The sequence below is a fragment of the Streptomyces netropsis genome, assembly GCF_014203545.1.
GTDB lineage: Bacteria > Actinomycetota > Actinomycetes > Streptomycetales > Streptomycetaceae > Streptomyces > Streptomyces netropsis.
In genome coordinates this window covers 352307-367473 of the sequence record NZ_JACHJG010000006.1, presented here as the reverse complement: position 1 = coordinate 367473, position 15167 = coordinate 352307, and the positions used below count along the sequence as shown (strand labels likewise).

Below are 15167 nucleotides of genomic sequence, written 5' to 3'. Positions count from 1 at the left end.
AGCGGACCAAACGGCTTTCGTAACACGCCCTCGTAGTGCTTCGTCAGTGGCCCAGTGCGGCCATGGCCGCGTTGTGGCCGGGGATGCCGCTGACCAGGCCGCCGCGTGCCGCGCCCGAACCACACAGGAGGATGTTGGGATGGGCGGTCTCCACGCCCCACCGCGCAGCCGCCGAGACCTCGCCACCCATGTCCGTGTAGGGGAATTCGAGCGCGGAATGGAAGATGTTGCCGCCCGGTAGGCCCAGTTCCCGCTCGAGATCCAGGGGGCTCTTGGCCTCGATGCACGGGCGGCCGTCGCTGTCGACGGCCAGGCAGTCGGCGAGGGGCTCCGCGAGGTGGGAGTCGAGCTGTTCCAGCGTGGCCCGGAGCAGTCGCTCCCGGGTGGCGTCATGGTCGGTGGTGAACAACCGGGCCGGCGTGTGGAGCCCGAAGAGGGTGAGGGTGTGGTACCCCTCGCGGGCCAGTGCGGTGCCGAGAACGGAGGGGTCCGTGAGGGAGTGGCAGTAGATCTCCGAGGGCGGGGCGGACGGGATCCGGCCGGTGGACGCCTGCCGGTAGGCGGTCTCCAGCTCCTCGTAACCTTCGCTGATATGGAAGGTCCCCGAGAAGGCGGTGTGTGGTTCGACGGCGGTGTCCCGCAGTCTCGGCAGGCGTCGCAGCAGCATGTTGACCTTGAGCTGGGAGCCCTCGGCCGGCGGCGGGGGCTGCTCGCCCAGGAGGCGGGCCAGTTCGTGCGGGGAGGCGTTGACCAGGACGTCCCGCGCCGCGAACACACCCTGTGTGGAGGTCACCTCGGCCGTCCGGCCGTCCGTGGCGATGTGGGTCGCCTCGCACTCCGTGAGGATGTGTGTGCCGGCGGAGCGGGCCGCGTCGGCGAGGGCGTCGGTCAGTGCCCCCATCCCGCCCACGGGGACGTTCCAGTCGCCGGTGCCGCCGCCGATGACGTGGTAGAGGAAACAGCGGTTCTGGTGCAGCGCGGTGTCATGGGCGTGTGTGAAGGTGCCCACGAGAGCGTCGGTGAGCATCGTGCCGCGCACGAGGTCGTCGTCGAAAGCGGCCTCGATGGCCTCTCCGAGGGGTCGCTCGAAGAGGGCTTCCCAAGCGGACGGGTCGTCGATACGGCCGCGGAGTTCGGCGCGGGTGGGAAGCGGTTCGGTGAGGGTGGGGAAGACACGCTCGGCCACGTGCCGGGTCATGCCGTGGAACCGCTGCCAGGAGTCGAATTCCTTGTCCGAACCCGTGAGCCGGGCGAACGACGCGCGGGTGCGGGACGCATCACGCTCCACCAGGAGGCCGGTGGGCCGCCCCGCACGCACGGCGGGGGAGTAGGAGGAGACTGCGCGCCTGCGGACGGTGAAGCGCAGCCCGAGGTCCTTCACGATCTTCCGGGGCAGCAGGCCGACGAGATAGGCGTAGCGTGAGACCCGGGCGTCGAAGCCCGGGAAGAGGCGCGTGGAGACGGCCGCACCGCCGGTTCGGCCGAGGCGTTCCAGGAGGATCACACGGCGCCCGGCGCGGGCCAGATAGGCGGCGGCGACCAGACCGTTGTGACCACCGCCGACGATCACCGCGTCGTACGCCCCGACGGCCTGCCCGGCCCGGGGGCGGGCTCCCGTCCGGTGGGCGGCGTCCGGGATCGTCTCGGGTGTGTCCCTCGCTGTCGCCATGCCTCTTCGTACCACGCGTCGATCGGCGCTGCCAGACCCCGTCGAAGCGAGGCCGGGGCATCCGGAACCCCGGCTTTTCGGCCGTCACCAGCATCGGACGCACCCTCATCCGCTGCCGCCGCACCCATTGAGACGGCAGATAAAGGATGTCCGGGAACAGCAGCGGCCTCCTGACGTCTTCCCGATGGAGTGCAACTCCCCAGCAGCAGCTAGGATTTGGTCGTTCTTGAGAAGGGGCGTTGATGGGCACCAGATTTATTGAGGTAGACGAATCGCGGCAAGGCGAGCCGGGTGTGCAGAAGGGAGGCAGAACATTGACGGTGGGAGACCAGTCCTTCACCCAGGAGATATGGGTGAAGGTCGAGTCTTACGACGACCTCGATCCGACCGTGACCGGGGACGTCCATCTGCACACGTTCGCAGTCCCAGGTATGGAGGTCCGGGTGGGGGCCGCGAAGAACGATGAGGACGGAAGCAGCGAATTCGAACCCAGGTTGATCCCGTCTGTCCAGTATTACCAGATCGATCTCGGGCCCGACTCGCTGAATAAGCTCCATGATGCGCTCGAGCCCTTTATTGCCGCCGCGAAGGAATGTGAGCCGCCAAAGGTCCGCAAGGTACGCGCCAAGTAGTCCACAATGTCCCCTCGCGAGAGGGGACATTGCCGTATTGCAGACGGCGGGGCCCGCCTTGGTGGAACAGTCGCCGGCCTTTCCGCCACCCCGTCCGTATCCCCACCACAAGATCCGTAGGCGTAACTGCTCCCCGCCCGTGTGGGGCCGGTCGACGGCCGGCTGAAGGGAGACGCCGCACCTGGGACGGCAGGCGCACCGGCACCCCGGCCGCCGCGGACGCCGCTTTGTCAACCCGTAGCGTTCCCGATGCCCTCACCGGGCAGCCGTGGCTAGCGTCCACCCCGCCGGTGCGCGCCATCCCTCGCTCAACGAGCCGCGACCGTACCCCACCCGTCCGTTCCGACATGACCCCGAGGGGGAAGGACGCCACGTGCTACACGGTCTTTCCAGACGTGCGCTGCGCCTCGTTCTCGCGGCGGCAGTCACCGTACTGCCGTCGTTGATGACGACGTCCCCGGCCGCCGCGCGAGCCCAGGTAGCCGGATTCGCCGCTTCTTGCCCGACGGTCGGCTTCATTTCCGATCCCTACGGCGGCGCTCGCGATCACGACGGCATCGACATCGCCAGCAACTACGGCACTCCGATCCATGCCGTGGGCGACGGCGAGGTCATCAACTCAGGTCCCGCCGACGGCTACGGCCAGTGGATCCGCATCCTGCACCCCGACGGAACGGTGACCGAGTACGGGCACATGTACCGGCGGGACGTGTCCGTGGGCGACCGGGTGACGGCCGGTCAGCGCATCGCGCTCATGGGTGCCGAAGGCCAGGCCGACGGTCCCCACCTCCACCTGCGGGTGCGACGCGACACCAGCATGAATCATGGCATCGACCCCATTCCCTACCTCGCGGAACGCGGCGTGACCATACCGTGCACGCCAGGCCAACGCCCCGGGCCCCCGCCGTTGGTGTATCCGGTGGAGTCGGGCCGGGTGGTCTCGGCGCGGTCGGCCGACGGCAGGCTGGAGATCTTCGCGGCCGGGGCCGACGGGGTGCACCACGCCTGGCAGACCCAGGTCAACGGCGGCTGGTCGGAGTGGGAGCGGCTGGGCGGCCCCGGTAACGCGCAGCTCGCGGTCGCTCCCAACGCCGATGGCCGGCTGGAGGCATTCGCCGCCAACGGCGACACCGTCCAGCACCGTTACCAGCTGACGCCGTCCGGTGCCTGGTCGGACTGGGAGAACTTCGGTACCGGTGGAAGCACTGTCGCTGCCGGAGTCAACGGTGATGGCCGTATCGAGGTGTTCGCCTCCGGTCCGGTGGGCGTCTTCCACAGATATCAGACCGCGCCCAACAGCGGTTGGTCGACCTGGGAGCCCACGGGCGGTGGCCCCACCGGCAGCCGGGTGAAGATGGAGAAGGCTCCTGACGGCCGGCTCGAGGTGTTCGCCCTCAACGGGAGCGTCTTCCAGCACCAGTACCAGACCGCCGTCAACGGCGGCTGGTCGGAGTGGGAGGACTTCGGCGGTGGCGGTCACGACGTGACCGTCGACCACAATGCCGACGGTCGTCTCGAGGTGTTCGCTTCGGGACCGGTGGGGGTGTTCCACAGGTACCAGACGAGCCCCACCAGTTGGTCGGGGTGGGAGCCCACGCGAGGCCCTGCCAATTCCCGGCTCACGAGCGACCGCACCGCCGACGGGCGTGTCGAGGTCTTCGCCATCAACGGTGAGACCGCCGCGCACATCTGGCAGAAGGACGTGAACGCTCCCTACAGCGACTGGGACAACTTCGGCACCGGCGGAACCGAGATCACTGCCGCCACCAATGCCGACGGCCGTATCGAGGTCTTCGGCAGCAGTCAGGCGGGGGTCCACCACAGGTGGCAGACCGGGTTCAGCACCTGGTCGCAATGGACCTGGGTGAACGGCACCTCCGGTCCCCCCATGACATGACCGGCCACCTGAAGGGGCAGCAGTTGATATCGATCCTGGGCTATCGGCGAGCGAGAACGGCCTTGCCGGCCAGAGGTGCTTGCCGCCGTATCGTCGTGTCGGTGCTGGCTCCGCTGCTCGCCGCGGCGGGCCTGGTCATCGGCGCCTCACCGGCACAAGCGGACCCGAGCGACCTGTGCGCCCAGGTCGGCTACAACGCGGGCTGGCGCGGCGAGGCGCTGGAACTCGCCGTCGCCGTCGCACTGGCCGAGTCGAGCTGCAACCCGTCCGCGTCGAACACGACGGGCAACACCCCGGCGTCGACCGACCGCGGGCTGTGGCAGATCAACAACTACTGGCATGCGGAGGTCGACGACGCCTGCGCCTACGATGCCCAGTGCAACGCGAACGAGGCGTACCGTATCTCCAACCAGGGGAAGAACTGGCAGCCGTGGTCCACGTACGTCATGGGCCATCACCTGCGGCACATGGGCGAGGCACGCGCCGCGGTGGCGCGACTCGGGCATCCGGGCCCCGGCCCCGCGCCGCTGGTGTACCCCCAGGAGTCGGGCCGGGTGGTGTCGGCGCGGTCGGCCGACGGCCGACTGGAGGTGTTCGCGGCCGGGGCCGACGGGGTGCACCACGCCTGGCAGACCCAGGTCAACGGCGCCTGGTCGGAGTGGGAGCGGCTGGGCGGGCCCGGCCATGCGCAGCTCGCGATCGCGTCGAATGCCGACGGGCGTCTGGAGGCGTTCGCGATCAATGGCGACGTTGCCCAGCACCGCTATCAGCTCTCCCCGTCCGGCGCCTGGTCGGACTGGCAGGCGTTCGGTACCGGCGGGAGCAGCGTGGCCGCGGGGGTCAACGCCGATGGCCGTCTCGAGGTGTTCGCCTCGGGGCCGAAGGGGGTGTTCCACCGGTATCAGGCTGCTCCGAACGGCGGTTGGTCGGAGTGGGAGCCTTCCGGCGGTGGTCCCACGGACAGCCGGGTGAAGATGGAGAAGGCTGTCGACGGCCGTCTTGAGGTGTTCGCGCTCAACGGGAGCACGTTCCAGCATCAGTATCAGACGGCGGTCAACGGTGGTTGGTCGCAGTGGGAGGACTTCGGTGGCGGCGGTCATGACGTGACCGTCGACCACAACGCGGACGGCCGCTTGGAGGTGTTCGCTTCCGGCCCGGTGGGGGTGTTCCACAGGTATCAGACGAGTCCGACCAGTTGGTCGGGCTGGGAGCCGACGGGCGGTCCTGCGAATTCCCAGCTCACCAGCGACCGCAGTCCCGACGGGCGTGTGGAGGTCTTCGCCATCAACGGTGATGCCGCCATGCACATCTGGCAGAAGGGCGCGAACGCTCCTTACGCCGACTGGGACAACTTCGGAACCGGCGGCACCGAGATCAGTGCCACGGCGAATGCCGACGGCCGCATCGAGGTCTTCGGGACGAGCCAGGCCGGGGTGCACCACAGGTGGCAGACCGGCTTCAGCACCTGGTCCGAATGGGCCTGGCTCAACAGCACTTCCGGCCCGCCCGTCAAGTGAACCGACACCCGTGGCCGGCCGGGGCGACGAGGCCCGGCCGGCCGCGGCACCCCTGCGGGAGGACCCATGTATCCGATCAGCAGACGTCGTCTGCTCCAGGGCTGCGCCGCGGCGGGTGCCCTCGCACTGCCGGGGGCCGTGGGCGGCGCGGTCGCCACCGCTGCGCCGCCCCCGCCCCACCGGTGGATCGACGCGGGGCCCTTCACACACGTCTACGATCCGTCCACCCCCGGTGGGCGGCGCTACCTGAACGACCACACGCTGATCAAGGCAGCGGGCCAGTGGCACCTGTTCAGCATCGTCGGTGCCGGTGCGCCTCCCGGCCAAGCCCCCGACAGCGCGGCCGAGGTCTCCTTCGCCCACGCCTCCGCCCCGGATCCGTACGGACCATGGACCACGCACGCCGACGCGCTGACCGTCGACCCGGCCTACTTCGGCGAGGAACACCTGTGGGCGCCGCACGTCATCGAGGCAGGCGGCACGTACTGGATGTTCTATGCCGCCGGTGGCCGGAGCGGTGCCGCGATCAACCTCGCCACCTCGACCGACCTGTTCACCTGGACGCGAGTCCCGACCGGCCCGCTCTTCCGGGGGCGCGTGGCGCGCGACCCGATGGTGGTGAGGATCGCCGGCCAGTGGGTGATGTACTACACCGAACTGTCCGGCCAGGGCGGCCGGCACGTGGTGGCCTTCCGGCGCTCCGAGGACCTGTTGCACTGGAGTGAACCGGGAATCGCGTTCACCGACGCGACCACCGCCGCGACGGTATCGGTCACCGAGTCGCCCTTCGTCGTCGAGCGGGACGGCTGGTACTACCTGTTCATCGGGCCCCGCAACGGCTACGACGGCACCGACGTGTTCGCGTCCCGGAATCCGTTCTCCTTCGACCTCGGCGGTTACGCGGGCCATGTGCCCGGTCACGCGGTCGAGGTGGTCACCGACGGACAGGAGTGGCACGGGAGTGCCGCGGGCTGGTTCCGCCAGGGGCTGTACCTCGCCCCCTTGCAGTGGCGGGACACACCACCGCCCTGGCGGAGCGTCGACAACCCCGCCGCCGGACTGGATGTCGCCGGCCGGCTGACCGTGTTCGCGCTGGACGCGGGCGACGGTTCGTTGCTGCGACGCGCCCAACTGGACCCGCAGGCCGACACGTGGTCGCCGTGGGAGTCGTTCGGCGGACCGGCCGGGGCAGCTCCCACGCTCGGCCGCAACACCGACGGCAGGCTGGAGGTGTTCTCCCTCGCCCCGGGCGGTGTCAACCTGCACCACCGGGTGCAGCGGCCCGACGGCAGCTGGCACGACTGGGAGGAGTTCGGTGGCCCGGCAGGCGCAGCCCCGGCCGTCGCCCGCAACGCCGACGGCAGACTGGAGGTCTTCGCGCTCGGCCCGGGCGGCACCGCCATCGCCCGGCGACGGCAGGCCTCACCCGGATCGCCGACCTGGGACGCGTGGGACGGCGGCTTCGGCGGCCCCGCGGGCGCACCGCCCGTCGTCGCAGCCAACGCCGACGGGCGGTTGGAAGTCTTCGCCCTCGCGCCCGGTGGCGCCGGGATCTACCACCGGTGGCAGGAGAGTCCCAACGGCGCCTGGGCACAGTGGAGCCGCTTCGGCACCGCGGCCGGCACCGCGCCGCGCGTGGCACGTGACGGCAGCGGCAGGCTCACCGTCGCCGCGATGGCCCCGTCCGGTGTGGCGACGTTCTCCCGGCGGCAGACCGTGCCGAGCGGAGGCTGGGACGACTGGCAACCGATGTTCGGCTGGACCGCCACGGCCCCGGCGCTCGTCGCCGACGCCGACGGCAGGCTCGACGCCTTCGCCCTGTCTCCTGGCGGCGCTCGGCTCAGCCACCGCCGGCAGGTCACCCCCGGCGGTAGCTGGGATGCCGCTGACGACTTCGGCGAGCCCGGTGTCCAGCTCGCCGCCCTGCCCACGGCCACGGCTGATGCCACCGGACGGATTCACGTCTTCGCCGTTACCGCCCAAGGGCGGATACGCACTCGTGTACAGGCTCAGCCCGGCAGCGGCTGGCGCCCGTGGACCGCATTCGGTGACCGCTCAGTGGACCGGTAGCGGGCCCGGAACCGCCGCGGCGAGCGAGGCCCCTCGGGCAGGTGCGGCTGCCGATCCGGATGCTTGAGGTCAGGATCGGCTCAGAGCGTCGTGCCGTCGGGGAGTTCCTTCTTCGCGTCGACCACGGCTCGCTTGACGACCACGGTCTCGTAGGTGACGGCGCCGGGTTCGAGGCCCCGATACGGCTTGACCAGCACATCACGCTGGCCGAGGTACGCATAGGTGTTCCTGTCGAAGATCCACTCCTGACGGCTGTTGGGGCCGGTACAAGTGATCGCGACACCGGGCCGGCCGGTCGCGTCGGCAGCCTTGTCCACGAGCGTGACGCCCGGGATCTTGGCAGCCGCCTTGAACAGTGCGGCGCTGATCTTCGGCGCCGCGATCTGCTCCTCCAACAGCTGGCCTATCTCCCCGAACGCCGTCCAGTCGGCCTGCGGGTTGCCCATCCTGCCCCCCCGGTAGAGGCGCTTGAGCAGGACGTCGGGGTCGGTGGGGAGCGCCTTGACGCTGTTGTAGGAGCCCCGGTCGGTGACGTCATCGGGACGGTCGAGGTCGAGGTCCTCGCCGTTCTTGTCCATGAATGCATGGCCGGGCTCATAGAGGAAATTCTTGAGGCCGTCGGGCGAGTGCCAGACCTGGCGCGAGTGCAGCGGAGTCACCACGAGCTTCTCCTTGCCGCCCGCCCTGTCGACGCGCCCGCCCGTCACCTTGCTCTCCACGTAGATGTACTGGTCCTGCCGGGGCTCCAGGGCCGGCTGCCGCGCCGCCACGAGCGAGATGCGGTCGACGGTCGCCGACAGTCCTTTGCCGGTGCCGGGTTGCAGCTTCGCGCCGGCCTTCGGCGGGCGGGTGTCCGTACCCGAGGTGCCCGAGCTGTCCGGGGCAACGATCACGGCACCCGCGATCACGGCTGCGGCAGCCGGTAGCGCGATCCAGGCCGTGCGGTGCGCACGGGAGCGCGGTGCGTGCGGGGCGGTCCGGTGCGCCTCGGCCCACAGGGCCTCTTCGAGCAGGTCCTGCCGGGCCTTGGGCAGGGCGGTCTCGTCCTGCCGGGGGAGCAGGAGGTCGAAGTCGCTGTGGTCGAGCGGCTCTTGGGGCCGTCGGGAGATACGCATCATCGGTTCCACTTCTCGGTCGTCCGGTTCAGGTTCAGGTGCAGGTGGAGGTGCTCGGGCCGCCGGGCCGCCGTCTCGTCAGCGTGTTGCCGGAGCTCCTGTTCGGTGAGCTTGCGCAGGCGCTCGCGGGCCCGGAACAGCCGCGACCGTACGGTGCCGACGGCCACGCCCAGGACCTCGGCCGCTTCCGCATAGCTCAGGCCGGACCAGACGCAGAGGGTGACGACCTCGCGCTCCGACCGGCGCAGCTTCCCCAGGGCGTTCTTCGCGGCGGTGAGCTGTTCGGCGTCCGCCATCCTGCCCACCACTTCACCCGCGATGTCCGGCACGGCTTCCTTGGCGGGCATGCGGGCCAGGGCCTTCTCGTGGCGGCGGGCGGCACGGTTGGTGTTGCGCTGGACATTCACCGCGATGCCCATCAGCCAGGCCTTCGCGCCGTCCGGCTCCTCGGGAAGCTTGGCGCGGAGGCGCCAGGCCTCCAGGAACGTGAGCGAGACGATGTCCTCGGCGGTGGACCGGTCGCCGGTGGCGCGGATGGCGTAGCGGTGGACGATCTGGGCGTGTGAGCGGAAGAGATGGCGGAAGGAGTCCGGGTCGCCGTCCCTGATGCGGGTGTGTATTGACGTCACGTCTTGATATGTCCGATGGAAGGTACGGGTTCCCGTGATGTGGGTCACACGACGGGACGGCCTCCCCGCCCGTTCCCGGCTACCCCTTGGCCGAACCGGAGCGCGCCGCCACCGTCCCGAGGCACGGTGGGGCGGGCATCCCGCCGGCTTCAGGTGAGGTCGGTGGCGGGCTCGGTCGCGTAGTGGCTCATCAGCTGGATGCCGGCCTGTGGCGTCAGCGGCCGACCGTCGGCGATCACGTTCTGGAGGTCTCGGAAGTACTGCACGTACAGGTCGGGGGTGAAGATGCTGAGCATGACGGCGGGTTGGTCGGTCAGGTTGGCGAACGTGTGGGGGACGCCGGGCGGGACCATCACGAGCGTACCCGTGGTGGCGTCGTAGTCCTTGTCCCCGACGGTGAACCGCACCGTGCCGGAGACGATGTAGAAACCCTCGTCGTGCCGGGAGTGGCGGTGCTGCGGCGGTCCGGCGGTGTACGGGGCGAGGACGGACTCGGCGACAGCGAGGCGGTGCCCGGTATGGCTGCCGTCTTCGAGGACGCGCATGCGCGTGGTGCCCAGGTCGATCGTCTCGCCGTCGTCCGGGCCGACCACCGATACGGCGGGGTCGGCCTGCGGTGCGCAGGTCTTGGCTTCTTCGGTCATGCTCCGAGTGCACCGCCAGGGCCCTGCGACTGTCCAAGACTCATTGCGCGATGCCGATACCCGGTGGGTATCGTTGCAGCGTGGAGCTACGTACCCTGCGCTACTTCGTGGCGGTCGCTGAGGAACTCCACTTCGGCCGGGCCGCCACTCGACTGCACATGAGCCAGCCGCCGCTGAGCCGGGCGATCAAGCAACTGGAGGCCGAGGCCGGTGCCCTGCTCTTCGCCCGCTCGCCTGCCGGTGTCACGCTCACCCCGGTGGGCGCAGTGCTGCTCGATGAGGCGCGGGCCCTGCTCGACCACGCCGACCGCGTCCGCGCACGCGTCTTTGCGGCGGCCGGCGTCGCGACCCTCACCGTCGGCATCCTGGGCGACAGCACCGACCCGGGAGCGACCAGGCTGGCCGACGCCTACCGCCGGAGCCACCCCGACATCGACATCCGCATCCGCGACACCGACCTGACCGACCCGACCTGCGGGCTGCGCGCCGGATTGGTCGACATCGCCCTGACCCGTGCGCCCTTCGACGAGACCGCCCTGACGCTGCGTGAGCTGCGCACCGATCCGGTTGGCGTGGTCCTGCGCGCCGACGATCCGCTGGCCCGCCGCGGCCGGCTGCGGCGGGCCGACCTGGGCGACCGCCGCTGGTTCCAGTTCCCGCGGGGAACCGACCCGATCTGGCAGTCGTACTGGAACGGCGGCGAGCCGCGCGAGGGCCCAGTGGTGCGCGTCGTCCAGGAATGCCTGCAGGCCGTGCTGTGGAACGGCACGGTCGGCCTGGCCCCGCTCGGACACGACCTGCCCGCAGAGCTGGCCGCGGTGCCGCTGATCGACATGGCGCCCAGCCGAGTGGTGGCGGTGTGGAACAAGGGCGACACCAACCCGCTGATCCGATCGTTCATCGAGATCGCGACAGCCGCGTACCGTCACTGATACCCCGGCAGACGGTGCTGCCGCAGCTCGTGAACAACTCGAACGCGGCGGCCCTCGGGGGGCCGACCCCTGAAGTGGTGAACCTCCGCTGTCCGTTCTCGGGCTCCGGCTCAACTTTTCCGTGGGCTGAAACGCCGAGTGATGGCAGATGGCCCCTCAGGCCCTCGGGAGAGAACTTCACGCCGCACATGCGCGCGGGCCTCTTCCAGCCCCGCTCCCGGTTACCGGTCGGCCAGGCAGACGCCTCCGGACCGGGCCGACCGGGGACCCGGTCCGGAGGCATCGGCCTGCACCCGCTGCCTCGCGAAGATCGCTTGTCAAGCGGAGGACGCGGGCAGGTGGATGTCCAGGAGGCACACGTCGTCGCGCTGTTCGTCCGGGAGGAGACGGGACAACAGGGTGTCGAGCGAGCCGGGGCCGTCCGCGGACAGTTCGGTCTCGGCGGCGCGGGCGAGGCGGTCAAGTCCCTCGTCCAAGTGTTCCCCGGGGCGTTCGACCAGGCCGTCGGTGTACAGCAGCAGGTGGTCGCCGGGTGCGATCCGGCACACGGCCTCGCCGAAGAAGGGGCGCAGCGTGGCGCCGAGCAGTATGCCCTCGGGCGGGGAGAGGAACTCCGCCTTCCCGTGGCGCACGAGCAGGGGCGGTGGATGGCCCGCCTGGACCCACGTCAAGCAGCGGTCGGCGGGGTCGTAGCGGCCGAGCACGAGGGTGGCGGTGGCATGGTGGTCGCGGGTGTGCAGGAGCAGGGTGTTGAGCCGGTGCAGCGCACCGGTGAGCGACGAGCCGGTGACGACCATGCCCTTGGCCGTGAAACGCAGCTGGGCCATCGTGGCCACCGCGTCGATGCCGTGTCCGGCCACGTCGCCGACCGCGAAGAGTATGCCGCCGCCGGGCATTTCGAGGGCGCTGTACCAGTCGCCGCCCACGTTGAGGTCGTCGTGGGAGGGGAGGTAGGCGACGTCGACGCGCAGATCGCCCAGGTTCAGCGACTGCCCGGGCAGTGGCAGAAGGGCGTGCTGCAGGCGGGCGGCGACCGTCCGTTCCGCCTGCAGGACGTTGCGCTGGGCCAGGACGGCCTGCCGGCTCTCCGTCAGGGCCAGTTCGGCGGTGCGCTGCGCGGTGACGTCCTGAACGAAACCGTGCACTTCGACGGGGGTGCCGTGGGCGTCCGGCACCGCCTCGGCGACGACCCGCAGGTGCCGGACACCGCCCCGCGTCGTGATCCGGACCAGGTGGTCGACGGGGGTGCCCGGGCCCAGGAGCTTCTGGAGCGCGCGGGTGAAGTCCGGGGCGTCCTCGGGCAGGACGTCCCCGGGGAAGGCGTCGAGGGGCAGCGGGCCCGATCCCGGCTCGCGGTCGAGGATGGCGTGGACCTGGGGTGACCAGGTGATGGCGCCCGTGACGAGGTTCCAGTCCGTCCAGCCGAGGTTGCCGAGCCGCTGCAGGTCGGCCAGGAGGGCCTGTTGCCGGGCGGCGTCGTCGTGGCCCGTCCAGGTGACCACGAGGGCGTCACCGAGTTTCACCGCACGGACGGAGTAGACGGAGCGCTGCCGCAGGCCGGCGACGACCTCCTCGTAGGTGAAGGGCTCGCCCTCGTACGGCGTCCCCGTGGTGAGTGTCCGCAGGTAGCCCCGCCAGACGTCGGCGCCGGCCACGGTGGGGTAGCACTCCAGGACCCGCAGCCCGACCAGCCGGCGGCCGCGTCGGCCGGCGACGTCGACGGACTGGGGCGCGGCGGCGTCGATGCGGAAGTCCTCGACGTCACCCGCCGGTGACCGCAGGGGGGTGAGGAGGATGGCGGGGCCCGGGAGGACGTCGAAGACGGCCTGGACGAGTGCGGCCGTGCCGGCTTCGGGCCCTCCCGGGCAGTCGGGTTGCGCGGGCTGCCCGGCCGGTGCGCACCATCCGGACGCCTTCGGGGTCCCGGGCCTCCCGGACCACCTGGACGGACCGGGTCGTCCGTTCAGCCGGAGTGGCCCCGGGTGCGCATCCCCGGCGCGGAGGCTCCCGGCGCACAACCGGGCGACGGACTGCAGCAGCTCGCGCACGTCCTCGCCGAAGGGGGCGTCCACCGTGCGCAGGACGCCAAGGGCCGCGGTGACCCTGCCGCCCGTGGTGACCGGGAGCCAGGCGCGGGTGTGCCACTTCTGCGGTGGCTGCCCGATCAGGTGGTAGCGCTGTGCGTCCTGTTCCGGGTCCTCCAGCCATACGGCTTCGCCTCGGCGGACGGTGTCCAGGGCGGCGATGCCGCCGACGGGCGGCACGGACCGCCACTGGGCGGCGACCGCGGCCCCGATGCCGGCGTGCCCGGCGAGCTCCAGGGCGTCGTGCACGGTGCGGGAGAAGAGGAGGACGGCGTCGGCCCGGACCGGGGGCCCGGCCAGGTGGTCCAGCAGTTGTTCCGCGACATCCTGCGGGCAGGTGGCACCGGTGAGCGCGCTGCTGAGGTTGCCCAGGAGTGCGGTGGGGGAGGGCGTGCGCGGCTCCGTGCCGGATTCCGGCACCTGCCCGGCCCGGCTGGCGGCGGGGGCCGGGACGTGGCGCGTCGACCGGGACGGCCCCGGGGAATCCTGGTCCGAGACATCGGGAACGTGCGTGACGCTCTGGGCGGGGAGAAAGGGCGGGTGGGCCGCCTGCGGGATGTCACCGAGGGCGATCCAGCACTCCTCGGTCAGCGTACGGCTGCCGGCTCGCGCCCGCCGCGTCAGCTCCTCGTGTGCTTCCGCAGCCGAGCACCCCGACCGTGCCATCAGAAGGCCTTTGGCGCGCTCCAGCACGGCCGCGGTGGACGCCTGGTGGTGCAGGCGCTCGTTTTCGGCGCGTAACGCGGCCACGACCTTGGCCAGCGCGACGACGTCGGGTGCGACGCCGGATTCCTCATCCTTGACAGGTTCGCTCGTCACGTCACTGAGGATGTCACAGGCGGCAGCCGCAAGGACCGTGTGCGCAGGCTCCGGTGACCGGCCGGGCGGAGGGAGTCGCGCCCGGCTCCCGGCAACAGTGGCGGATCGGACACCAGGCTACTAACCGATGTGCCGTCACTTCCAATGGTGAACCCGGCCATTCCGGGCTTCCGGACGGCAGGTGTTCCCGCGCGGCCACCGCCCTGTCGAGGGCCGTCCAGGCGTCCACCTGCGGTGATGTGCCTCCCGAAGGGGTCCGAAGAAGCCTCTCAAATCTGCCTGAAGGTCAAGTTCATGGCTCATTCGGTCGGGGATTGATCAACCAGGTTCCTCAAGATTCATCACTTCGAGGCGTCGTCCCCTTCTGGTACGGCTACGAGCCCGGCGGCGGGGCGTCACGTGCGCGGGGCGCGCGAGGGTGTCCCGGCGGTGGCGCGAGCACCGGTGTCGCGGGCGATCGCGAGACACGGTCACGCGACCAGGCGCAGCCAGGCCGCCGCGAGTGCGGCGTGACCGGCCGGCGTCGGGTGCACGCCGTCCGCGGCCCAGTGTTCCGGTTCGGTCGTCGCGGCGAGTTCGGTGAACATGCTGTCGGCGGGAAGCAGATGGGCACCGTACTTGTCGGCGAGTTCCCGCACGGCCTGGATCTTCGGGTTCAGGTCGGCGCGCCATTCCTTTCGCTGTTCCTCTCCGATGAGCGCGACACCGGCCTCGACGACGCCGTGGATCGGCAAGAGGAACGGCTCGATGAGGATCAGCCCCGTGCCCGCTTCGGCCAGCGGCGCGAGCAGGCGGTCGTAACCTGCCGCGAAGTCCTCCGCGGGGATCACGTAGCCGTTCGGGTCGAGCGTGTGCCAGCCCATGTCGTTGACCCCGACGAGGATCGACACCACGTTCGGGCGCGCGTCGAGCACGTCCGTCTGCCACCGGGGTTCGAGGTCCATCACCTTGTGGCCCGCGATCGCGGAGTTCAGCCAGGTCACGGGACGGTCCGGGTGCCGGAGGCCCCACTCGCCCGCAACGCGCAGCGGGTAGCCGGACCCGAGGCCGTCTTCGCTCTCCGACCGTCGGCTGTCGGTGATCGAATCGCCGGTGAACACCACAGTGGCTCCCGGGCGGAGGGTGATCGTCATGTGTGCTCCTTGAAATGTGGGTCGGG

General features: G+C 70.7%; 11 protein-coding genes. 5 read left to right on the top strand and 6 right to left on the bottom strand.

The features are described from left to right. Positions 1-43: 43 nt before the first annotated feature. Complete coding sequence (locus FHS38_RS17190; protein ID WP_184734441.1) at positions 44-1669, bottom strand: phytoene desaturase family protein; 1626 nt, start codon at positions 1667-1669, stop codon at positions 44-46. A 242-nt stretch (positions 1670-1911) separates the two neighbouring features. Between FHS38_RS17190 and FHS38_RS17185 the strand changes: the two genes are divergently transcribed. From FHS38_RS17185 to FHS38_RS17170, 4 genes are all read left to right on the top strand, one after another. Continuing rightward, positions 1912-2301, top strand: a complete 390-nt coding sequence (locus tag FHS38_RS17185) for a hypothetical protein (protein WP_184734440.1) — start codon at positions 1912-1914, stop codon at positions 2299-2301. Between the two features lie 373 nt (positions 2302-2674). Beyond that, entirely contained in the window at positions 2675-4198 is a 1524-nt protein-coding gene (locus FHS38_RS17180) for a M23 family metallopeptidase domain-containing PLL-type lectin (RefSeq protein ID WP_229821997.1), read from the top strand. A gap of 101 nt (positions 4199-4299) precedes the next feature. Continuing rightward, positions 4300-5715, top strand: coding sequence for a DUF8189 domain-containing protein (locus tag FHS38_RS17175; RefSeq protein ID WP_311775275.1), 1416 nt, complete (start codon positions 4300-4302; stop codon positions 5713-5715). A 66-nt stretch (positions 5716-5781) separates the two neighbouring features. Further along, a complete protein-coding gene (locus tag FHS38_RS17170) occupies positions 5782-7785 on the top strand; it encodes a DUF8189 domain-containing protein (RefSeq protein WP_184734438.1) in 2004 nt (667 codons plus the stop codon). A gap of 80 nt (positions 7786-7865) precedes the next feature. Here FHS38_RS17170 and FHS38_RS17165 read toward each other — a convergent pair whose 3' ends face one another. The 3 genes from FHS38_RS17165 to FHS38_RS17155 form a co-directional block, all read right to left on the bottom strand. After that, entirely contained in the window at positions 7866-8903 is a 1038-nt protein-coding gene (locus FHS38_RS17165) for a CU044_5270 family protein (RefSeq protein ID WP_184734437.1), read from the bottom strand. Continuing rightward, positions 8900-9529 (bottom strand): RNA polymerase sigma factor, encoded by a 630-nt coding sequence (locus tag FHS38_RS17160; RefSeq protein ID WP_268246161.1) that lies wholly within the window; start codon positions 9527-9529, stop codon positions 8900-8902. Before FHS38_RS17160 ends, FHS38_RS17165 begins: the two co-directional genes overlap by 4 nt. A gap of 149 nt (positions 9530-9678) precedes the next feature. Continuing rightward, positions 9679-10173: a cupin domain-containing protein gene (locus tag FHS38_RS17155; protein ID WP_184734436.1), complete on the bottom strand. Its 495-nt coding sequence runs from the start codon at positions 10171-10173 to the stop codon at positions 9679-9681. 50 nt (positions 10174-10223) lie between these two features. Here FHS38_RS17155 and FHS38_RS17150 point away from each other — a divergent pair, with 50 nt between their 5' ends. Further along, complete coding sequence (locus tag FHS38_RS17150; protein WP_184734435.1) at positions 10224-11105, top strand: LysR family transcriptional regulator; 882 nt, start codon at positions 10224-10226, stop codon at positions 11103-11105. A 317-nt stretch (positions 11106-11422) separates the two neighbouring features. Here FHS38_RS17150 and FHS38_RS17145 read toward each other — a convergent pair whose 3' ends face one another. Both FHS38_RS17145 and FHS38_RS17140 read right to left on the bottom strand, forming a co-directional pair. Further along, complete coding sequence (locus FHS38_RS17145) at positions 11423-14008, bottom strand: SpoIIE family protein phosphatase (RefSeq protein ID WP_184734434.1); 2586 nt, start codon at positions 14006-14008, stop codon at positions 11423-11425. A 470-nt stretch (positions 14009-14478) separates the two neighbouring features. Next, positions 14479-15141 carry an SGNH/GDSL hydrolase family protein gene (locus FHS38_RS17140; protein WP_184734433.1) on the bottom strand — a complete coding sequence of 221 codons (663 nt, stop codon included), beginning with the start codon at positions 15139-15141 and terminating at the stop codon, positions 14479-14481. Between the last annotated feature and the right edge of the window lie 26 nt (positions 15142-15167).